We start from the raw sequence: 20227 nt of genomic DNA, 5'->3' as shown, positions 1-20227 counted from the left end.
GGCGAGTGTGACGACCGCGCACGACGACCGTGGCCGTTCCGCGGAACGCGCCTCAGCCCAGCGCGTACTCCCCGGAGCGCAGGTCGAAGGTCACCGTCCGCCTGTCCGAGCGCAGCGCCTCGAGCACCTGTCCGACGAGCGTCGCGACGTCGGAACCCGCTCTGATGCCGGACGGCACCGTCCCGGCGACGGCGCGGTCGGCGAGCCCGGTCTCGATGTGCGGCGGCCGTACGTCGAGCACCCGCACGCCCTGCTTGCGCACGCCACCGCGGGTCGCGGTCAGCCACGCCGACAGCGCCGCCTTGGACGCCGAGTAGGCCGCCATCCCCGGCGTCGGAACGTCGGCCAGGATCGCCGAGATCATCGCGAGCGTGCCACCGGAGTCGGTGAGGTGCGCGAGCGCGGCCCGGCCGATCGCCATCGGCGCCTGTGTGTTGACCGTCAGCAGGTGCTCGGTGACGACGTCGTTCTCCGACTCCTCCCCGAACCCGGCCACCCCGATCGCGACGAGCACCAGGTCCAGCCCGCCCAGGGCGTCCGCCGCCTCGTCGACGACGGCGGCGCAGCGCTCCAGGTCGAGTGCGTCGACGGTGAACGTGGGCTCGCCGCCGGTCCCGGAGGGATCGGTGCGGCCCGCCAGCGCGAGCGTCGCGCCCTGGTCGCGCAGCGCCTCGGTGAGCGCGCCGCCCAGCACACCCGTCGCCCCGACCACCAGCGTCCGCGCCCCGGAGAGTTCCATGATCCGACGGTAGGGCGAACCGGCGACGGCCGCGCGCTCACCGCTGGCAGCGCGGGCACCACCAGGTCTCGCGACCGTGCGGGGTGCGCTCCGGCGGCGCGAACGCCACCGCGGTCCCGCAGCGCAGACAGGGCCGCCGGTAACGGCCGTAGACGAAGTGCGGCGGCCGGACCCGGCCGGTGGTGTTCTGCGCGGGGTTGCGGACGACCGCGTCGCGCAGCAGCGCGCGGCCGCGCCCGAGGAGGGTGCCGGGGTCGGAGACCGCGGAACACTCCCGCCACGGGGAGATCCGCTCCAGGAACAGCAGCTCCTGGGCCCACATGTTCCCCAGCCCGGCGACGACGCGCTGGTCCAGCAGCGCCGCCAGCACCGCCCGGCCGGGGTCGGCGCGCAGCCGGGCGAGGGCCGCGTCGCCGTCGAAGGTGCCGCCGAGCAGGTCCGGGCCCAGGTGCCCGACGACGGTGTGCTCGTCGCGGGTCGGGAGTACGGCCAGCACCGGCAGCCCGATCCCGGCCACGGTGCGGCCGTCGACGAGGTGCAGCGCGATCCGCAGGTCGGCCGCGACGGCGCGGGGGAGCCGCCTCCCGGGCCGCAGCACCGACCACCGCCCGGACATCCGCAGGTGCGAGTGCACGGTCCAGCCGCCCGCGGTGCGGGCCAGCAGGTGCTTGCCGCGCGGCGCCCAGCCGGTGATCTCCTCCCCGGCGAGGTCGGCGCCGGCGAAGCGGGGGTGGCGCACGTCGGAGCGTGCGATCACCGCGCCCGCGGTGGCCGCGTCCAGCCGCGCCGCGAGCCGGAAGATGCTGTCCCCCTCGGCCACCCCCGGAGGCTACGAGCGGCGCGGATACCCTGGCGCGGTGAGCTTCACGTTGCTTCCCGCGGTGGACGTCGTCGACGGGCAGGCCGTTCGGCTGGTGCAGGGCGAGGCCGGCACCGAGACCGGCTACGGCTCGGCCCTGGAGGCGGCCCTGAACTGGCAGTCCGGCGGCGCCGAGTGGGTCCATCTGGTCGATCTCGACGCGGCGTTCGGCCGCGGCTCGAACGCCGAGCTGCTGGCCGAGGTGGTCGGGAAGCTCGACCTGAGGGTCGAGCTGTCCGGCGGCATCCGCGACGACGAGTCCCTGGAGCGCGCGCTGTCCACCGGCGCGGCCCGGCTCAACCTCGGCACCGCGGCGCTGGAGCAGCCCGAGTGGTGCCGCAGGGTCCTCGCCGAGCACGGCGAGAAGATCGCGATCGGCCTCGACGTCAAGATGATCGACGGCAGGCGCCGGGTCGCGGGGCGCGGCTGGACCTCCGACGGCGGCGACCTCTGGGAGGTCCTCGCCCGCCTCGACGCCGACGGCGCCACCCGCTACATCGTCACCGACGTCTCCAAGGACGGCACCCTCCAGGGCCCGAACGTCGAGCTGCTGACCGAGGTCGCGACGGCCACCACGGCCCCGGTGATCGCCTCCGGCGGGATCTCCGAGGTCGCCGACCTGGTGCGGCTGGCCGAGGTCGCTGCGACCGGGGTGAACATCGAGGGATCGATCATCGGCAAGGCGCTCTACGCCGGCCGGTTCACCCTGCCCGAGGCGATCGAGGCCGTCGACGCGGTGAGCGCCTGATGGGCGTCGCGGTCCGCGTCATCCCCTGCCTGGACGTCGACGCCGGGCGCGTGGTGAAGGGCGTCAACTTCAAGGAGCTCCGCGACGCGGGCGACCCGGTCGAGATGGCGCGGGTCTACGACGCCGAGGGCGCCGACGAGCTGACCTTCCTCGACGTCACCGCGTCGTCGTCGGAGCGCGGCACCATGATCGACGTGGTACGCCGCACCGCCGAGCAGGTGTTCATCCCGCTGACCGTCGGCGGCGGCATCCGCACCCCCGACGACGTCGACCGGATGCTCCGCGCGGGCGCGGACAAGGTCTCGGTGAACACCGCCGCGATCGCCCGGCCCACGTTGCTGCACGAGATGTCGCGGCGCTTCGGCAGCCAGTGCATCGTGTTGTCGGTCGACGCACGTCGCGTCCCCGAGGGCGGGGAGCCGCAACCGTCGGGCTGGGAGGTCACCACGCACGGCGGGCGCCGTTCCGCCGGGATCGACGCCGTCGAGTGGGCCCGGCGCGGCCAGGAGCTCGGCGTCGGGGAGATCCTGCTCAACTCGATGGACGCCGACGGCACCCGCGCCGGGTTCGACCTGGAGATGCTGACCGCGGTCCGGAAGGTCGTCGACGTCCCGGTGATCGCCTCCGGCGGTGCCGGCGCGGTCGAGCACTTCGGCCCGGCCGTGCGCGCCGGGGCGGACGCGGTGCTCGCCGCCAGCGTGTTCCACTTCGGACAGCTCCGGATCGGCGAGGTCAAGGACGCGCTGCGGGGCGAGGGGGTCGAGATCCGATGACCGCACAGAGCGTGCGCGTCTCCGCGGCCGAGTCCGCGCTGGACCCGGCGGTCGCGGCCCGGCTCAAGCGCGACGCCGACGGCCTGGTCTGCGCCGTCGTCCAGTCCCGCGCCGGTGAGGTGCTGATGGTCGGCTGGATGGACGACGAGGCGCTGCACCGTACGCTGACCACCGGCCGGGGCACGTACTGGTCGCGCTCGCGTCAGGAGTACTGGGTCAAGGGCGGCACCTCCGGGCACGTGCAGCACGTGCACGAGGTGCGGCTGGACTGCGACGGCGACGCCGTGCTCGTGGTCGTCGACCAGGAGGGCCCGGCCTGCCACACCGGGACCCGGACCTGCTTCGACACCGACGTCCTGCTCGCCGGGGACGGCGCATGAGCACCGACGTCCTGCTCGCCGGGGACGGCGCCCGGGTGTGAGTCCCCCGGTGCGACGACGGGGCGGATCGGGCACCCTCGGGAGATGGATCCCGAAGAGAACGCGCAGGACGGCGACGACCCGCGTGCCCGCTGGCGGACCATGCCCGAGCCGATCCGTCCGGAGCAGTGGGTCGCCGAGCACGACACGGACCCGATCCCGGAGTCGCTGGCCGAGGCCGAGGCACGCCGCGAGGAGCAGGAACGGACCTACCTCGTGACCCGGCTCGGAGGCGGGGGCGGGGTCTGACCGCTCACGGGTGCACCGGCGGCATCGGTGGCGGCTGGGCGGGTGCCGAGGTGACCCACCGGATCCCGGCGGTGATCGCGTGCCCCCCGGCCCGCACCACGGTGGCCTCGGCGACGGGCAGCCACGGCAGCCGCAGCGGCAGCCGCGTCCAGCGCGGCATCAGTCCCACCGACGCGGCGGCCAGCACCGAGTAGGGCACCCGCGCGGAGAGCGGCAGCGGCGGCTCCCACAACAGGAACCGCGCGGCGTCGCGGGCCGCGGGGGTCCCGGCCAGCTCGGGCCGGTAGCCGTCGAGCTGTGCCCGCAGCTCCGCGGTGGACTCGGGCGGGTCCGGCACGCCCAGCTCGCGGGCGACGCGTGCGGTGTCGGCCACGTAGGCGTCGCGGCCCGCGGCGTCGAGCGGGGTGCTGCCGTAGCGGTCGTGCGCGGTGAGGAAGCTGTCGATCTCGGCGACGTGCACCCAGCGCAGCAGGTGCGGGTCCGACGCCGAGTACGGGCGCCCGTCCGGCGCGGTCCCGCGGACGTGGACGTGGGCCCGCTTGATCCGCGCGATCACCCGCTCGGCCTCCTCGGCCGGCCCGAACGTCGTCGCGGCCAGGAAGTACGAGGTGCGCTGCAGTCGTCCCCACGGGTCGCCGCGGAACCCGGAGTGCCCGGCGACCCCGGCCATGGCCAGCGGGTGCAGGGACTGCAACAGCAGCGCCCGCAGCCCGCCGACGAACATCGACGCGTCGCCGTGCACCGTCCGGATGGCGGCGTCCTCGGCGAACCAGCGCGGTCCCTCGGCGCCGAGGATGCGGGCGCGCCGGCCGGAGCCCTCGTCCCCGGCGACCCGGCTGAACACCGCCGACCCGACCCGCGACCGCAGGGCCGCGAGCCGGTCGGTGACGGCGTCGGGGAGCCGGGCGGAGAGATCGACCATGGGTCCAGTGTGCGGCCGGGCCCGGACGGCGGCCACCGGTCCCGCGGCACCCGACCGACGGTGCCCGGATCGTCCGCCGGCCGCGGCACCGTCGGTCAGATGACGGCGCCCATCCGCTGGGTGCGCGGGGTGCGGGTGACCGCCATCGATCCGACGACGCAGATGACGACGTTGGCGGCGAGCCCGACCAGCCCGGCGGGGACGCCCCCGAACGGCCCGAGGTCGAGCAGCGTGGCGCCACCCGCGACGACGGCCCCGGCGAGCATCCCCCAGAACGTGGGGCCGGGCGCCATCCGCCTCCAGTACAACCCGAGGATGAAGACCGGGGCGAGCTGGACGATGAGTTCGAACTTCAGCACGAAGATGCTGAACAGCGTGCCGGGCGGGTTCCAGGCGATGGCGAGCAGGCCGAACACCATCGCGACACCGACGAGCTTGCCGACCAGTACCTTGCGTCGGTCGGTGGCCCCGGGTGCGACGTGGCGGCCGTAGAGGTCGCCCGCCACGATCGAGGAGAACGCCAGCACCGCGGAGTCCGCCGTCGAGACGATGGCGCACACGACACCGCCGAACAGGAGGATCATCAGCAGGTAGAAGACCGTGTTCTGGGCCGCGACCTCGTTGGCGATCAGACCGACGAGCTGTTCGGACGCACCGGTGTCCAGGCCGGGGAACAGCTGCAGGCCGGCGATGCCGACGACGAACACGACCCCGGTCGTGGCCAGCGGCATCCAGGCCATCAGCGCCAGGGACCGCTTCAGCGTCCGCTCGCTGCGGGCGGAGTACACCCGCTGGATCGCGTGCGGGTAGACCGCAGCCCCGAAACCGATCATCACGATCATCGCGAGCCAGTTGACGGCGTCCGTGGTGCCCGGGACGCCGACCAGCTCCGGTGAGGTCTCGGTCAGGTACGTGGTGAGGGTGCCGAGCCCGCCGGTCAGCGTCACCACCCCGGTCAGGAGGGCGCCGATCCCGACCAGCATGGCGATGCCCTGGAGGACGTCGGTCATGGCCACGGCACGCATCCCACCGGTCCACGAGTAGACCAGCATGATGACGATGAAGCCGATCACGCCGACCTCGTAGGGGATCGTCTCGCCGGTCAGCCCGGCGATGCCGTGGCCCATGGCGACCAGCTGCTCCAGCACGTAGTTGCCGAGTCCCCACAGCATCAGGGCCACGGTGAGCAGTGACAGCTTCGTCGAGCCGAACCGGTCCCGCACGAAGTCGGTCGGCGTGACGAAACCCCTCTGCTTCGCCACGACGTACAGACGGGGTGCGAACAGCAGGTACACCGCGATGACGGCGATCATGAAAGGGACCGACTGCCACCACAGGAAGCCCGACCGGTACGCCTGGGGCGGGTACCCGACGACGGAGTTCCCGCTGTACTGGGTCGCGTAGAGGGTGAAGAACAGCGTCACCATGCCGAGGCCGCCACCCGCGGTGAAGTAGCCGCGTGCTGTGCCGGTGGATCCGCCGCGGCCCGCGTACCACCCGATCAGCAGCATCACGACGGCGTAGACGCAGAGGATGGCCACCCCGCTCGGGCCGGCGAAGACGAGCTCGGTCACCGGTCGGCCTCCCCGCTCCGCAGGGCCGCCTCTTCGGCCGGTTCGACCAGGTTCCACTGCCGCAAGCAGATCCAGGAGACGAACGCCGCGAAGGCGAACGTGCTCGCCACGGAGATCGCGAACCAGAGCGGCACCCCGAGAACGACGGGCCGGATCGTCCCGGTCGGGTACCAGAGCGGGGTACCGGCCAGCACGATCACCAGCAGCACGGCGAACAGCCACGGTCGGCGCACCGGTTCGCGGCCGCCGGGGACGATGACGGGATCGGGTGGTGTGGTCTCGGCACTGTCGGCGGTGGGGTGGTGCTGGTCCACGGTGCTCCTCGTCGTCGTCGGCGGAGAGTCGGTGGTCACGGCCGCCGGTCGGCGGCCGCGGTCCGGTCGGGAGGGCCTGCGCGGTCGCGGACGACCTCGCGGGCCGCGCGGAGGTGCGCGGTCATGACGGCGCGGGCCCACTCGGGGTCGCGGGCGGCGAGGGCTGCCACGAGCTCGCGATGCTGGGCGAAACTGCGGGCCAGCCGCTCGGCGGTGTAGCGGCGGAAGGTCGTCCGTACCAGCGGGGCCTCGACCACTCGTCCGACCAGCTCACGCAGGGCGCGCCGCCCGCCTGCCCGGTGGATCTCGTGGTGGAGCGCCAGATTGAGACGGGTGATCTCGGCGTGATCGGGCGGGTCCTCGACGGCCTCCATCGCCGCGCACAGATCCCGCATCCGCGCGAGGTCGGCCCGCCCGGAGACTGCCGCGCGGGCCGCCGCGTGGCCCTCGAGCAGCACGCGCAGGTCGAACAGCTCGTCGAGGTCGTCGTCGTCCCACGCCAGTACGACGGCGCCGCGTCGTGGGGTCAGCTCGGCCAGACCGTCGGCGGCGAGGCGACGGATCGCCTCCCGGGTGGGGGTGCGACTGGTGCCGTGGGCCTCGGCGATCTCCTCCTCCCGCAACCGGGACCCCGCGGGGCGCACACCGTCGAGGATCTCGGCCCGCAGAGCGGTGTGCACGCGGTCGACCGCGGGTGCTCCGTGGTTCGCCGTCATCACCCACCCCTTCGTGATTGTGTACAAAGTAGGAGGGCGGAAGATCCTTATCAAGGGACTGGTGCCGCTTTCGCCGCGCCGGCGGCGTCGATTGTGTACGAGACGTCGGTCGCTCCCGCCCGCCGCGCTTCCGCGGCGGGTCCCGGGACCGTCTCGATCTGCGACGATCGTCGCCGTGGATGTGGGGCGGACCCGTCGCCGGCACGTCGGCGTGGCGGGACGGGGACACACCGACGGGCGCGGTAGGGCGGGGACGGGCCCCGGGGGGAGCGATGACGGGTGACGCGAGCATCGGCGTCCTGCTGGTCGACGACGATGCGCCGATCCGTACCGGTCTGCGCGCGGTGCTCGATGCCGACCCCGGCATCACCGTCCTCGGCGAGAGCGCCGACGGCGCCGAGGTGCCGGGCCTGGCCGGTCGGCTGGCGCCGGACGTCGTGGTGATGGACGTCCGCATGCCCGCCGTCGGCGGCGGCACCGCGGCCCGGGCGCTGCTGCGCCGCCCCGGCCCGCCCCGGGTGCTGGTGCTCACCACCTTCGGCCACGACCGGCACGTCCTGGACGCGGGGCCGGTGGCTTCCTGCTGAAGCGGACCCCGCCGCGCGACGTGGTCCGGGCCGTGCACACGGTCGCCGCGGGGGAGTCGCTGCTGTTCCCGGCGGCGGTGCGCGAGCTCGTGGCCGGGTTCGCCACCGACGACGGCGACCGGCTCGCCGCCGCCGGGCTGACCGCGCGCGAGGGCGGCGTGCTGCGACTGATGGCGCGCGGGCTGTCCGACGCCGAGATCGCCGGGGAGCTGGCGCTCGACGTGGGCACGGTGACGACCGACGTCGCCGCGGTGCTGGCCAAGACCGGGTCGCGGGGCCGGACCCAGGCCGTCGTCGCCGCCTACTCCTCGGGGTTCGTCGACCCCAGGTTCCCGGTCAGGTAGCGCTGCACGGTCGGCCCGACCGCGGCGACGACGTCCTCGCGCGGCGCCGAGGCCAGCGGCTCCAGCCGCACCACGTAGCGCATCATGCCGAGCCCGATCAGCTGGGAGCCGACGAGCGCGCCCCGCTCGTCGGGCCGGTCGGGGGAGTGCGCCCGGGTGACCGGGCGCAGGATCGCGCCGCCGACGAACTCACGCAGCATCCGGGCCGCGATGTCGTGACCCGCGACGCTGCGCAGCACCGCCGCCATCGGGGCGCCGCCGCCGGTGTCCCAGACCGTCAGGAACCCCCGCACGATCCGCTCGCCGACCCGGTCGGCGGGGCCGTCCAGCACCATCCGCCGGATCCGTCCGGGGTCGACCGGCAGGTCCAGCGCGGCGAGGAACAGCTTCTGCTTGCCGCCGAACCAGTGGTTCACCATGGCCGGGTCCACCCCGGCCCGATCGGCGATCCGGCGGACCGTGGCGCCGTCGAAGCCGCGGTCGGCGAACTCGGCGCGGGCGGCCGCGAGCAGCCCGGCGCGGGTGTCCGCGCCGCCGGACCGGCGGCCACGACGCCGTGGCGACGCCCCCGGGTCCGGGGGTGCGGTGGCGCTCGGATCGGTCATGCGCCCCATCCTCACCCGCGCGAGGGCGGCCGTCACTGCTCGGGGACAATGAGTCGCATGACCCAGCGGACCCAGAACGCATCCGGTGGCGCGACGACGACCGGGGCCCCCGCCCCCGCGGCTCCCGCGGCCGCCGCCCTGGGCGCGGTGAGCCCCACCCGTGAGGAGTTCCGGGAGCTGGCGCGCGCGCACCGGGTCATCCCGGTGACCCGGCGGCTGCTGGCCGACGACGAGACCCCGGTCGGGGTCTACCGCAAGCTCGCGGGCGGGACCGCGGGCACGTTCCTGCTGGAGTCCGCCGAGAACGGCCGGTCCTGGTCGCGGTGGTCGTTCGTCGGGGCTCGCAGCGCCGCCGCGCTCACCGCCGTCGACGGCGAGCTGGTCTGGACCGGGGAGGTGCCCGACGGCCTGCCCACCACCGGCGACCCGCTCGACGCGCTGCGCACCGTGGTCACCGAGCTGCACTCCGAGCCGCTGCCCGGGCTCCCGCCGCTGACCGGCGGCATGGTCGGCTACCTCGGCTACGACATCGTCCGCCGCGTCGAGCGCATCGCGGACCCGGACGACCCCGCCGTCGACGACCTGGCGCTGCCCGAGCTGGTCATGCTGCTGGCCACCGACCTGGCCGCGCTCGACCACCACGAGGGCACCGTCACCCTGATCGCGAACGCGATCAACTGGGACGCCACCGACGAGCGCGTCGACCAGGCCTACGACGACGCCGTCGCCCGGCTGGACCGGATGACCGGCGAGCTCGCCGTGCCCGCGCCCAGCTCGGTCGCGGTGTACACCCCGACCCGCCCGGAGTTCCTCCGCCGGCGCACCCCCGAGCAGCACCACGCCGCGATCGAGGACGCCAAGGAGCAGATCCGCGCCGGCGAGGCGTTCCAGATCGTGCTCTCGCAGCGCTTCGAGATGGAGTGCGACGCCGACCCGCTCGAGGTCTACCGGATCCTGCGCACCACGAACCCGAGTCCGTACATGTACCTGCTGCGTCTCGACGACGCGGCGGGCGGGCCGCCGTTCTCCATCGTCGGGTCCAGCCCGGAGGCGCTGGTCAGCGTGCTCGACGGGCGTGCCACCACGCACCCCATCGCGGGCACCCGCTGGCGCGGCGCGACCGACGAGGAGGACCAGCTCCTGGAGAAGGAGCTGCGCGGCGACGAGAAGGAGCGCGCCGAACACCTGATGCTCGTCGACCTCGGCCGCAACGACCTCGGCCGGGTGTGCGAGCCCGGCACGGTGACCGTGCGGAACTTCTTCGAGATCGAGCGCTACAGCCACGTCATGCACCTGGTGTCGACGGTGACCGGGCTGCTGCGCGGCGACCGCACCGCGTTCGACGCCGTCGTCGCCTGCTTCCCGGCCGGCACCCTGTCCGGGGCGCCGAAGGTGCGGGCCATGCAGGTCATCGACCGGCTGGAGCCGACCCGGCGCGGTCAGTACGGCGGCATCGTCGGCTACCTCGACTTCGCGGGCAACGCCGACACCGCGATCGCCATCCGCACCGCGATGATCCGCAACCGGACCGCGTACGTGCAGGCGGGCGGTGGGATCGTCGCCGACTCCGACCCGGCCGCGGAGGACATGGAGTGCCTGAACAAGGCCCGGGCGGTGCTCTCGGCCGTCGCCGCGGCCGGGTCCATGTCACCCCCGCCGGTCCCGGGCAGCGCGTGACGGCGCCCGGCGACGACGGCGCCGCCGCGCCCACGGCGGGCCGCACCGACCGGCGGGCACTCGGCCTGACCGTGCTCGGCCTGCTGCTCGGCGCCGGTGCGCTGTGGGGTGCCGGTGCGGCCGAGTGGTTCGTGCTGGAGGTGCCCACCGCGACCCGCGGCACCGTCGAGCTCGGCGCCACCGGCGCGCAGCTGCAGCCCGCCGTCACCGCGGTCGCGGCGCTGCTGGTGGCGGCCGTCGCCGCGCTGGTCGCGCTGTCCGGGATCGCCCGCCGCGTGCTGGGCGTGCTGGTCGGGCTCGCCGGGGCGGCCGCGGTGGTGCTGACCCTGCGGCTGGTCGCCGTGCCGCCGTCGGCGGTGGAGCTGGCCTCGGCCCGTTCCGGGCTGACCGCCCCGAACGCCCCCGCGGGCTCCGGTGCGGTCTCGGCGACGCCGTGGCCCTGGCTGGCCGTCGCCGGCGGGGTCGTCGCGCTCGCCGCGGCGGTGCTGCTGGTGGTCCGCGAGCCGCGGCTGCCGCGGCTCGGCGCCCGGTACGCCGCACCGGGGACGCAGGCGGCCACGACACCGGCCGACCCCGACCGGGCGGCCTGGGAACGGCTCGACGCCGGCGGCGACCCGACCGTCGGCCCGCGTGAGGGGGAGAACTAGCATGACCTCGACGTCCGGGCGACGCGCGAGCGGAGGAGGAGTCGGCCCTGTGAGCACTACGGGCACTGCCGGTACTGCCGGACACCCGAACGGGACACCGGGTCGCGTACCCAGCGTCCTCGAGTCCATCGTGGACGGAGTCCGGGAGGACCTCGCCGAGCGCGAGAGCGTCGTCGACCTCGCCGAGATCAAACGGCGGGCCGCGGCCGCGCCGCCGCCGCGGGACGCGATGGCGGCCCTGCGCGAGCCGGGTGTCGGCGTCATCGCCGAGGTGAAGCGGGCCAGCCCGTCGAAGGGGTCGCTCGCCGACATCCCCGACCCGGCCGACCTCGCCGAGGCCTACTCCGCCAACGGTGCGCGGGTGATCAGCGTGCTCACCGAGCAGCGCCGCTTCGGCGGCTCGCTGGCCGACTTCGACGCCGTCCGCGCCCGGGTCGACACCCCGCTGCTGCGCAAGGACTTCGTCGTCACGCCGTACCAGGTGCACGAGGCCCGCGCGCACGGCGCGGACGTCGTACTGCTGATCGTCGCCGCGCTGGAGCAGCCGGTGCTCGCCTCGTTGCTCGACCGCGTCGAGTCGCTCGGGATGACCCCGCTGGTCGAGGTGCACACCGAGGAGGAGTGCGACCGCGCCCTGGAGGCCGGCGCCACCCTGATCGGGGTGAACGCCCGCAACCTGCACACCCTCGAGGTGAACCGGTCGGTCTTCGGTGAGATCGCCCCCGGGCTGCCGTCGCACGTGCTCAAGGTCGCCGAGTCCGGCGTCCGTGGCCCCGGTGACCTGCTCACCTACGCGGGCTGGGGAGCCGACGCGGTGCTGGTGGGCGAGGGCCTGGTGACCAGCGGTGACCCGTCGGCCGCGGTGCGCGGGCTGGTCGCGGCCGGGTTCCACCCGTCCTGCAGCCGCAACGGCGGCTGAGCCGTGCTCGTCACGCTCGCCGCGGCGCTCCCGACGTCCATCCCCAGCCCGGACCGCGGTGTCTGGCACCTCGGCCCGGTCCCGATCCGGGCGTACGCGCTGTGCATCATCGCCGGCATCGCGGTCGCCCTGTGGTGGGGCGAGCGTCGGCTGCAGGCGCGCGGCGGGCGGGCCGGGACGGTGCTCGACGTCGCGGTGTGGGCGGTGCCGTTCGGCCTGCTCGGCGGGCGGCTCTACCACGTCGCCACCGACTGGCGGACCTACTTCGGCCCCGGCGGCAACCCGTGGGGTGCGCTGGAGATCTGGAACGGCGGGCTCGGGATCTGGGGCGCCATCGCGCTCGGCGGGGTCGGGGCCTGGATCGGCTGCCGCCGCCACGGCGTCCCGCTGCCGCTGTTCGCCGACGCGGTCGCGCCCGGCATCATCGTCGCCCAGGCGATCGGGCGGCTCGGGAACTGGTTCAACCAGGAGCTCTACGGCGGCCCGACCACGCTGCCCTGGGGCCTGGAGATCTACCGCCGGGTCGACCCCGCGACCGGGCTGGACGACCCGCTCGGCGGCGTCGCGCTCGACCCCACGCCGATCGCGGTCGTGCACCCCACCTTCCTCTACGAGCTGCTGTGGAACCTCGTCGTCGCCGCGCTGATCGTGCTGGCCGACCGCCGGTTCCGGCTCGGCCACGGCAAGGTGTTCGCGCTCTACGTCGCGGGCTACACCCTCGGCCGGTTCTTCATCGAGCTCATGCGCACGGATCCGGCGACCCGCGTGTTCGGCGACGTCCGGATCAACGTCGTCGTCTCGGCCGTCGTGTTCGTCGGGGCGGTGCTCTACGTCGCGTTCGCCCGGCGCGGCCGCGAGGAGTTCGTCGCGCCCGAGCCGGAGGACACCACCGCTCCCGGGGAGCAGGGCACGCCCCAGGAGCGCGAGGACGCGTGAGCGCGTTCGCGGGCTTCGGCGACGGCGCCGTCGAGTTCTACGACGGCCTGCTCGCCGACAACTCCCGGGCGTACTGGACCGACCAGCGCGAGGTCTACGAGAGCGACGTCCGCGGCCCGATGACGGCGCTGCTCGCCGACCTCGAACCGGAGTTCGGGGCGGGCAAGGTGTTCCGGCCCTACCGCGACGTGCGCTTCGCCGCGGACAAGACGCCGTACAAGACCCACTGCGGCGGCTTCGCCGAGCCGTTCTACGTCGAGGTGTCCGCGGACGGGATGCTCGCCGCGGGCGGCTACTACTACATGGCGACCGACCAGCTGACCCGCTACCGCGAGAGCGTCGACGACCAGCGCCGCGGCGAGGACCTGCGGGCCCGGCTCGACACCGCCCGCGCCGCCGGGCTCACCGTCGACGGCGCGACGCTCAAGACCCGCCCGCGCGGCACCGACCCCGGCCATCCGCGGCTGGACCTGCTGCGGCACAAGGGGCTCTACGTGTCGCGGAACTGGCCGCCGGACGACGTGCTGCACGGCCCGCGGGCCCGGGACCGGGTCCGCGCGGTGTGGCGGGCCTCCCGCCCGGTCACCGAGTGGCTCGACGACCACGTCGGTCCCAGCGAGCTCCCGCGCCGCTGACCCGCCGACGGTCCGGGCGGCGCCCGACGGGTTTCCGTGACACGGTCGACAACCTGCGCGGTGATCCGGACGACGGCCGGGGTACGAACACAGCGGACGGGCCGACGCGGTCCGGGGCGACGCACGGGGGAGTGGGCATGGGAGTGCAGGGGCGGACGCGGGGCCGGCGCACCCGTGACGGGCTGCTGGCACTGGTGACGGCGGCGTTCGTCGTCGCCGGGTGCACCGCGGCCGGGCCCGCCACCGCGCCGCCGCCCGCCGGGGCGCTGTCCCAGCAGGTCACAGGCGCCGCGACCGGCGAGGCCGCGGTGCCGCACCTGCGGGCCCTGGAACGCATCGCCGACGACAACGGCGGCAACCGCGCCGCCGGGACCCCCGGCTACGACGCGACGGTCGACTACGTCGCCGGCGTGCTGCGCGACGCCGGCTTCGACGTCACCACCCCCACCTACGACGCCGGGGACGGCCGCGAGCTGCGCAACGTCGTCGCCCGCACCCGCGGCGGCGATTCCGCCCGGATCGTGCTCGCCGGCGCCCACCTCGACTCCGTTCAGGCCGGCCCCGGCATCAACGACGACGGCAGCGGCATCGCCGGGCTGCTCGCCGCGGCGACCGCGCTCGGCCCGCAGCCGGGCGTCGGCGCCACCGTCTCCTTCGGGTTCTGGGGCTCGGAGGAGGACGACCTGCAGGGCTCGACCGGCTACGTGCGGTCCCTGTCGGAGGAGGAGCGCGAGCACCACCTGCTCTACCTCAACGCCGACATGCTCGGCTCGCCCAACGGCGGCTACTTCGTGCAGGGCGGCCGCGGCGAGGACGACGAGGAGCGGGGCCCGCCCGGGTCCGGCGTCGTCGCCTCGGTGCTGGCCGAGGAGCTGGCCGCGGCGGGCGCCCCGCAGCCCGAGACCATCGGCCTCTACGGCGACGACGACGGCCCCTTCGCCGAGGTCGGCATTCCGGTCGCGGGCGCGGTCACCGGCGACGAGGACACCAAATCCCGCTCCCAGGCCCAGCTCTGGGGCGGTGAACCGGGCCGGGCCTACGACGGCTGCTACCACTCGGCCTGCGACCGGATCGGCAACGTCGACACCGTGAAGCTGGACCGCTACACCCGGGCGATCGCGGCGACCCTGGCCCGTTTCGCCGACGCCACCCAGCGCCCCTCCGGCTGAGCCGACCCGACCGGGTCCCACGGGCGGCCGTGGGGACCAGTCCGCCTCAGAGCCGCGACGACGTCTCGCGGCCCGGCCGGCGGCGCGCCACCAGCACGGCCAGCCCCACCCCGAGCGCCGCCCCGGCGACGTCGACGAGCGCGTCGAGGACGTCCCCGCTGCGCCCGATCGGCAGCAGCGCCTGCGCGACCTCCGACGCCGCGGCGTAGACGACGAGCCCGCCCAGCAGCTGCCACACCCGGATCCCGGCGGCCCGCCCGGTCCACGCCAGCAGCGCGAACAGCAGCAGGTGGACGACCTTGTCGGTGCCCGGAGGTGCCGTCGGGACCCCGGACGCCGGGGTGAACAGGACCACCAGGCTCAACAGGACCGACAGGACGAACGGCTGGACACGCACGCCCCCAGTCTGCTCCACCGGTGACCGCCGGGATGAACACCGTCGAACCGGACGCCGACAGGCCGGGTTCCCGTCGTCCTGATCGTTCCAGACAGCGCTACCCTGATAGCCGTGACACGTCGAACCAAGATCGTCTGCACCATCGGTCCGGCCACGGCGACCCCGGACCGGATCCGTGACCTCGTGGAAGCGGGCATGGACGTGGCCCGGCTGAACTTCAGCCACGGGGACCGCGCCGACCACAAGCGCGTCTACGAGATGGTCCGCGACGCCGCCGACTCGACCGGGCGCGCCGTCGGCATCCTCGCCGACCTGCAGGGCCCGAAGATCCGGCTCGGCCGCTTCACCGACGGGCCCACCGAGTGGGCGACCGGCGAGGAGGTGCGGATCACGGTCGACGACGTGGCCGGCACCCCCGACCGGGTCTCCACCACCTACAAGGGCCTCGCCCAGGACGCCCAGGTCGACGACCGGTTACTCGTCGACGACGGCAAGGTCGGCCTGCGGGTCGTCGCCGTCGACGGCAACGACGTGGTCTGCCGAGTGACCGAGGGCGGCCCCGTCTCGGACAACAAGGGCCTGTCGCTGCCCGGGATGAACATCTCGGTGCCCGCGCTGTCGGACAAGGACATCGCGGACCTGGAGTTCGCGATGTCGCTGCGGGTCGACGTCGTCGCGCTGTCGTTCGTGCGCAGCCCCGCGGACATCGACCTCGTCCACAAGATCATGGACAACACCGGCGCCGGCCGCGTCCCGGTGATCGCGAAGCTGGAGAAGCCGGAGGCCGTCGACAACCTCGAGGCCGTCGTGCTCGCCTTCGACGGCATCATGGTCGCCCGCGGTGACCTGGGCGTGGAGCTGCCGCTGCAGAACGTGCCGCTGGTGCAGAAGCGCGCGGTGCAGATCGCACGGGAGAACGCCAAGCCGGTCATCGTCGCGACCCAGATGCTGGAGTCGATGATCACCAGCTCGCGCCCGACCCGCGCCGAGGCCTCCGACGTGGCGAACGCCGTCCTCGACGGCACCGACGCCGTGATGCTCTCCGGTGAGACCAGCGTCGGCCGCTACCCGATCAAGACCGTGCGGACGATGGCCGAGATCGTCGAGGCCGTCGAGGCGGGCCCGGCCGACGTGCCGCCGCTCAACCACGTGCCCCGCACCAAGCGTGGCGTGCTGTCCTACGCCGCCCGCGACATCGGCGAGCGGCTCTCGGCGCGGGCGCTGGTCGCGTTCTCCCAGTCTGGTGACACGGTCCGCCGCCTGGCCCGGCTGCACACCCGGCTCCCGCTGCTGGCGTTCACCCCGGAGCCCGCGGTGCGCAGTCAGCTCGCGATGACCTGGGGCGTCGAGACGTTCCTGGTCGACAAGGTCGACTCGACCGACGCGATGATCCGCCAGGTCGACCACGCGATCCTGTCGATCGGCAGGTTCAAGCCGGGTGACCTGGTGGTCGTCGTCGCCGGGTCGCCGCCCTCCACGGTCGGTTCGACCAACCTGATCCGGGTGCACCGCCTGGGCGAGAACGACCACGCCTGAGGCCGGTTGGGCATACTCACCGACCGTGAGTGCCGAATCCGCAACCGCGCAGACCGCAGCCGACGGTGAACCGCGCGGCCAGGCCGTCCTCGACGACCTGGTCGCACTGCTGGACCTGGAGCGGCTGGAGGACAACCTCTTCCGCGGGGTGAGCCCGCCGGTGTCGCTGCCCCGTGTGTTCGGCGGGCAGGTCGCGGGCCAGGCGCTGGTCGCCGCGGGCCGCACGGTGGCGGCCGAGCGGGGCGTCCACTCGCTGCACGCCTACTTCATCCGGCCCGGGGACCCGAGCATCCCGATCGTCTACGAGACCGAGCGGGTCCGCGACGGCCGGTCGTTCACCACCCGCCGGGTGCTCGCCATCCAGCGCGGCGAGCCGATATTCTCGCTGTCGGCGTCGTTCCAGCTGCCGCAGAACGGCCTGGAGCACTCCCAGCCGATGCCCTCGGACGTCCCCGCGCCGGATGCCGTCGACGACCTCGGCACCCGCGCCGCCCGCGGCGACGGAGGCTGGATGGCCGGGCTGCCGCGCCCGCTGGACATCCGGCTGATCGACGAGCCGTCCTGGTCGCAGGACCACCCCGGTCCGTCCGACGACCCGATGCGGCTGTGGCTGCGCGCCGACGGCGAGCTGCCCGACGACCCGCTGCTGCACGTGTGCCTGCTCACCTACGCCAGCGACCTGACCCTGCTGGGGTCGGTCGTCGCCCGCCACGACGTGCCCCGGACCGGGCTGCAGATGGCGAGCCTGGACCACGCGATGTGGTTCCACGCGCCGTTCCGGGCCGACGAGTGGCTGCTGTACTCGTGCTTCTCGCCGGCCGCGTCGGGCGGGCGCGGTCTCGCGAGCGGCCGCTTCTTCACCGCCGACGGCCGCCTGGTCGCCACCACCATGCAGGAGGGACTCGTCCGGGTCCCGCGCGCCGGGAGGGACGCACGCCCATGACCGTCGAGTCCGAGATCTCACTGCCCAGTGTCAACGGCGGCAGGCTGCCCGGCTTCCTGGCCCGCCCCGAGACCACCACCCCGGGCCCGGCGATCGTGATGATCTACGAGATCTTCGGGATGACCCCGGAGATGCGCCGGGTCGCCCGCGATCTGGCCCGCGAGGGCTACACCGTGCTGATCCCGGACCTGTTCGCCCGCGGCCGGGTGAAGCCGCTGTGCATCGCCTCGACGGTGGCGACGATGGCCACCGGCCGCGGCGCCGCGCTCGGCGACTGCGAGTCCGCGCGGCGCTGGCTGGCCGACCAGCCCACCGTCGACGCCGACCGGATCGGGGTCATGGGGTTCTGCATGGGCGGCGGGTTCGCGATGCTGCTGTCCCAGAGCGGTCTGTACCGGGTCGCGGTGCCGTTCTACGGCCGCGCCGGCGTCGAGGTGGAACCGGTCTGCCCGGTCGTCGCCAGCTTCGGCGGCCGGGACGCGCAGTTCGCCGACGGCTACCCGCAGCGCCTGGAGGCCGACCTGACCGAGCGGGGGATCCCGCACGACGTCGTCGTCTACCCCGAGGCCGGGCACTCGTTCATGACGCGCACGCCGGGTGTGAAGGGCGCGGTGGCGCGCCGGACGCCGCTGCACGCGGAGTACCACGAGCCGTCGGCGACGGACGCGACGGAGCGGGTACGGGCCTTCCTGCGCGACCACCTGTAGCCGGGGCAGGATGGGGGGTGTGAGCGAGCGCGATGATCAGCAGGACCGGGCCTGGGGCTTCCGCACCCGGGCCGTGCACGCGGGGACGGTGCCGGACGCCGCGACCGGTTCCCGGGCGGTGCCGATCCACCAGACGACCAGCTACGTCTTCCGCGACACCGACGACGCCGCGGCGCTGTTCGCGCTGCAGAAGTACGGGCTGATCTACTCCCGGATCGCCAACCCGACGGTGTCGGCGCTGGAGGAACGCCTGGCCAGCCTCGACGGGGGCATCGGCGCGGTGTGCACGGCCAGCGGGCAGGCCGCCGAGTTCCTCACCTTCGCCGCGCTCGCCGGGGCGGGGGACCACGCCGTCGCCGCGGCCGGGCTGTACGGCGGCACCATCACCCAGCTCGACGTGACGCTGCGCCGCTTCGGGGTCGACACGACCTTCGTGCCGGGCACCGACCCGGCCGACTACGCCGCCGCGATCCGCGACAACACCAAGTTCGTCTTCGCCGAGGTCGTGTCCAACCCGGGCGGCGAGGTCGCCGACATCGCCGGGCTCGCCGAGGTCGCGCACGCGGCCGGGCTCCCGCTGATCATCGACGCGACGCTGGCGACGCCGTACCTGTGCCGGCCGCTGGAGCACGGCGCGGACATTGTGATCCACTCGGTGACGAAGTTCCTCGGTGGGCACGGCACCACCCTCGGCGGCGTCGTGATCGAGTCCGGCCGCTTCGACTGGGGCAACGGTCGCTTCCCCGGGATGACCGAGCCGGTCCCGTCCTACGGCGGGCTCACCTGGTGGGGCAACTTCCAGGAGCTCGGGTTCCTCACCAAGCTGCGTGCCGAGCAGCTGCGCGACGTCGGTGCCACGCTGTCCGCGCACTCGGCGTTCCTGCTGATGCAGGGCGTCGAGACGCTGCCGCAGCGGATGGAGTCCCACGTGGCAGGAGCGCAGAAGGTCGCCGAGTGGCTCGAGGCCGACCCGCGGGTGGAGTACGTGACCTACCCCGGGCTGCCGTCGCACCGCCACCACGAGCGGGCTCGCCGGTACCTGCCCGCGGGACCGGGCGCGGTGTTCGCGTTCGGGGTGCGCGGTGGCCGGGCCGCCGGGGCGCGGTTCATCGAGTCGGTGCAGCTGTGCAGCCACCTCGCCAACGTCGGCGACGCCCGCACCCTCGTCCTGCACCCCGGGTCCACCACCCACCAGCAGCTGACCACCGAGCAGCTGGAGCACGCCGGCGTCCCCGAGGACATGATCCGGATCTCGGTCGGGCTGGAGGACCCGGACGACATCGTCTGGGACCTCGACCAGGCCCTCACCGCCTCGCAGAAGGAGACCGCGTGACCTGGGAGAACCCGCCCGCGTGGCGGCGGCAGCAGATCCTGCGCGACACCCGCACCGTCGCCGTCGTCGGGGCGAGCCCCAACCCGGCCCGGGCCAGCAACTTCGTCGCCACCTACCTGCTGGCCTCGACCGGGTTCGAGGTGTACTTCGTCAACCCGAACGCGACCACGATCCTCGGGCGCCCGGTGTACCCCTCGCTCGCGGAGCTCCCGGTGACGCCCGACCTGGTCGACGTGTTCCGGCGGCCCGAGGACCTCGGCGGCGTGCTCGACGAGGCCCTCGCCCTCGACCCGGTCCCGTCGACGTTCTGGCTGCAGTTCGGGCTGTTCGACGAGGACCTGGCCCGCCGCGCCGAGAGCGCGGGCCTGACCGTCGTCATGGACCGCTGCCTCAAGGTCGAGCACGCGCGGTTCGCCGGTGGACTGCACCTGGCCGGGTTCGACACCGGAGTGATCACCTCGCGGCGCCGGGACTGACCC

General features: G+C 74.3%; 23 protein-coding genes and 1 pseudogene. 16 read left to right on the top strand and 8 right to left on the bottom strand.

The window, feature by feature from the left end; genetic code table 11:
* Positions 1-52: 52 nt before the first annotated feature.
* On the bottom strand, positions 53-739 hold the full coding sequence (locus DMP15_RS19920) for an SDR family NAD(P)-dependent oxidoreductase (protein ID WP_073573887.1): 687 nt from the start codon (positions 737-739) through the stop codon (positions 53-55).
* A 37-nt stretch (positions 740-776) separates the two neighbouring features.
* The gene (locus DMP15_RS19915) at positions 777-1559 is read right to left on the bottom strand and encodes a DNA-formamidopyrimidine glycosylase family protein (RefSeq protein WP_073573886.1); all 783 of its coding nucleotides are present in this window, start codon (positions 1557-1559) and stop codon (positions 777-779) included.
* Positions 1560-1596: 37 nt separating this feature from the next.
* Between DMP15_RS19915 and priA the strand changes: the two genes are divergently transcribed.
* The 4 genes from priA to DMP15_RS19895 all read left to right on the top strand — a co-directional run bounded on the left by priA (position 1597) and on the right by DMP15_RS19895 (position 3787).
* Positions 1597-2346, top strand: a complete 750-nt coding sequence (gene priA, locus DMP15_RS19910) for a bifunctional 1-(5-phosphoribosyl)-5-((5-phosphoribosylamino)methylideneamino)imidazole-4-carboxamide isomerase/phosphoribosylanthranilate isomerase PriA (protein WP_337826287.1) — start codon at positions 1597-1599, stop codon at positions 2344-2346.
* Positions 2346-3119 carry an imidazole glycerol phosphate synthase subunit HisF gene (gene hisF / locus DMP15_RS19905; RefSeq protein ID WP_100880268.1) on the top strand — a complete coding sequence of 258 codons (774 nt, stop codon included), beginning with the start codon at positions 2346-2348 and terminating at the stop codon, positions 3117-3119. Before priA ends, hisF begins: the two co-directional genes overlap by 1 nt.
* A complete protein-coding gene (gene hisI, locus DMP15_RS19900; RefSeq protein WP_179760328.1) occupies positions 3116-3499 on the top strand; it encodes a phosphoribosyl-AMP cyclohydrolase in 384 nt (127 codons plus the stop codon). The genes hisF and hisI overlap by 4 nt, the downstream gene beginning before the upstream one ends.
* A gap of 84 nt (positions 3500-3583) precedes the next feature.
* Positions 3584-3787 carry a hypothetical protein gene (locus tag DMP15_RS19895; RefSeq protein ID WP_179760327.1) on the top strand — a complete coding sequence of 68 codons (204 nt, stop codon included), beginning with the start codon at positions 3584-3586 and terminating at the stop codon, positions 3785-3787.
* 4 nt (positions 3788-3791) lie between these two features.
* Here DMP15_RS19895 and DMP15_RS19890 read toward each other — a convergent pair whose 3' ends face one another.
* From DMP15_RS19890 to DMP15_RS19875, 4 genes are all read right to left on the bottom strand, one after another.
* On the bottom strand, positions 3792-4709 hold the full coding sequence (locus DMP15_RS19890) for an oxygenase MpaB family protein (RefSeq protein WP_073573881.1): 918 nt from the start codon (positions 4707-4709) through the stop codon (positions 3792-3794).
* A 95-nt stretch (positions 4710-4804) separates the two neighbouring features.
* Complete coding sequence (locus tag DMP15_RS19885) at positions 4805-6283, bottom strand: sodium:solute symporter family protein (RefSeq protein WP_073573880.1); 1479 nt, start codon at positions 6281-6283, stop codon at positions 4805-4807.
* Positions 6280-6597, bottom strand: coding sequence for a hypothetical protein (locus DMP15_RS19880; protein WP_083658011.1), 318 nt, complete (start codon positions 6595-6597; stop codon positions 6280-6282). Before DMP15_RS19880 ends, DMP15_RS19885 begins: the two co-directional genes overlap by 4 nt.
* Positions 6598-6632: 35 nt before the next feature.
* Entirely contained in the window at positions 6633-7313 is a 681-nt protein-coding gene (locus DMP15_RS19875; protein WP_073573879.1) for a GntR family transcriptional regulator, read from the bottom strand.
* Between the two features lie 272 nt (positions 7314-7585).
* Between DMP15_RS19875 and DMP15_RS19870 the strand changes: the two are divergent.
* Positions 7586-8244, top strand: a pseudogene (locus DMP15_RS19870) (response regulator).
* Here the strand turns inward: DMP15_RS19870 and DMP15_RS19865 are convergent.
* Entirely contained in the window at positions 8202-8849 is a 648-nt protein-coding gene (locus tag DMP15_RS19865) for a TetR/AcrR family transcriptional regulator (RefSeq protein ID WP_337826286.1), read from the bottom strand. The pseudogene DMP15_RS19870 and the gene DMP15_RS19865 sit on opposite strands and share 43 nt — an antisense overlap.
* 57 nt (positions 8850-8906) lie before the next feature.
* Between DMP15_RS19865 and DMP15_RS19860 the strand changes: the two genes are divergently transcribed.
* From DMP15_RS19860 to DMP15_RS19835, 6 genes are all read left to right on the top strand, one after another.
* Complete coding sequence (locus DMP15_RS19860) at positions 8907-10526, top strand: anthranilate synthase component I (protein WP_301549201.1); 1620 nt, start codon at positions 8907-8909, stop codon at positions 10524-10526.
* Positions 10523-11173, top strand: a complete 651-nt coding sequence (locus DMP15_RS19855) for a Trp biosynthesis-associated membrane protein (RefSeq protein WP_083658010.1) — start codon at positions 10523-10525, stop codon at positions 11171-11173. Before DMP15_RS19860 ends, DMP15_RS19855 begins: the two co-directional genes overlap by 4 nt.
* 49 nt (positions 11174-11222) lie before the next feature.
* On the top strand, positions 11223-12092 hold the full coding sequence (gene trpC / locus DMP15_RS19850; RefSeq protein ID WP_301549202.1) for an indole-3-glycerol phosphate synthase TrpC: 870 nt from the start codon (positions 11223-11225) through the stop codon (positions 12090-12092).
* A gap of 3 nt (positions 12093-12095) precedes the next feature.
* Positions 12096-13028, top strand: a complete 933-nt coding sequence (lgt, locus tag DMP15_RS19845; protein WP_253068745.1) for a prolipoprotein diacylglyceryl transferase — start codon at positions 12096-12098, stop codon at positions 13026-13028.
* A complete protein-coding gene (locus DMP15_RS19840; RefSeq protein WP_073573875.1) occupies positions 13025-13663 on the top strand; it encodes a DUF2461 domain-containing protein in 639 nt (212 codons plus the stop codon). The genes lgt and DMP15_RS19840 overlap by 4 nt, the downstream gene beginning before the upstream one ends.
* A 137-nt stretch (positions 13664-13800) precedes the next feature.
* Positions 13801-14832, top strand: coding sequence for a M28 family peptidase (locus DMP15_RS19835; protein ID WP_337826285.1), 1032 nt, complete (start codon positions 13801-13803; stop codon positions 14830-14832).
* 46 nt (positions 14833-14878) lie between these two features.
* On the opposite strand, the gene DMP15_RS19830 is transcribed toward DMP15_RS19835, so the two are convergent.
* Positions 14879-15229, bottom strand: a complete 351-nt coding sequence (locus tag DMP15_RS19830; RefSeq protein ID WP_304580014.1) for a VanZ family protein — start codon at positions 15227-15229, stop codon at positions 14879-14881.
* Positions 15230-15340: 111 nt separating this feature from the next.
* Between DMP15_RS19830 and pyk the strand changes: the two genes are divergently transcribed.
* Genes pyk through DMP15_RS19805 form a run of 5 tightly spaced genes read left to right on the top strand, consistent with a single transcriptional unit; the run spans position 15341 to position 20224 of the window.
* Positions 15341-16765 carry a pyruvate kinase gene (gene pyk / locus DMP15_RS19825; protein ID WP_073573872.1) on the top strand — a complete coding sequence of 475 codons (1425 nt, stop codon included), beginning with the start codon at positions 15341-15343 and terminating at the stop codon, positions 16763-16765.
* A gap of 25 nt (positions 16766-16790) precedes the next feature.
* Positions 16791-17708 carry an acyl-CoA thioesterase gene (locus DMP15_RS19820; protein ID WP_073573871.1) on the top strand — a complete coding sequence of 306 codons (918 nt, stop codon included), beginning with the start codon at positions 16791-16793 and terminating at the stop codon, positions 17706-17708.
* The gene (locus tag DMP15_RS19815; RefSeq protein WP_073573870.1) at positions 17705-18415 is read left to right on the top strand and encodes a dienelactone hydrolase family protein; all 711 of its coding nucleotides are present in this window, start codon (positions 17705-17707) and stop codon (positions 18413-18415) included. Before DMP15_RS19820 ends, DMP15_RS19815 begins: the two co-directional genes overlap by 4 nt.
* A gap of 19 nt (positions 18416-18434) precedes the next feature.
* Positions 18435-19748 (top strand): O-acetylhomoserine aminocarboxypropyltransferase/cysteine synthase family protein, encoded by a 1314-nt coding sequence (locus DMP15_RS19810; protein ID WP_374210239.1) that lies wholly within the window; start codon positions 18435-18437, stop codon positions 19746-19748.
* A complete protein-coding gene (locus DMP15_RS19805) occupies positions 19745-20224 on the top strand; it encodes a CoA-binding protein (RefSeq protein WP_073573868.1) in 480 nt (159 codons plus the stop codon). The genes DMP15_RS19810 and DMP15_RS19805 overlap by 4 nt, the downstream gene beginning before the upstream one ends.
* Positions 20225-20227 lie beyond the last annotated feature (3 nt).

Origin of the sequence: Pseudonocardia sp. UM4_GMWB1 (genome assembly GCF_017312155.1) — a bacterium.
In the GTDB taxonomy this organism is placed as follows: Bacteria; Actinomycetota; Actinomycetes; order Mycobacteriales; family Pseudonocardiaceae; genus Pseudonocardia; species Pseudonocardia alni.
The sequence above is the reverse complement of the archived record's forward strand: the minus strand, read 5'-3'. Positions and strand labels throughout refer to the sequence as shown.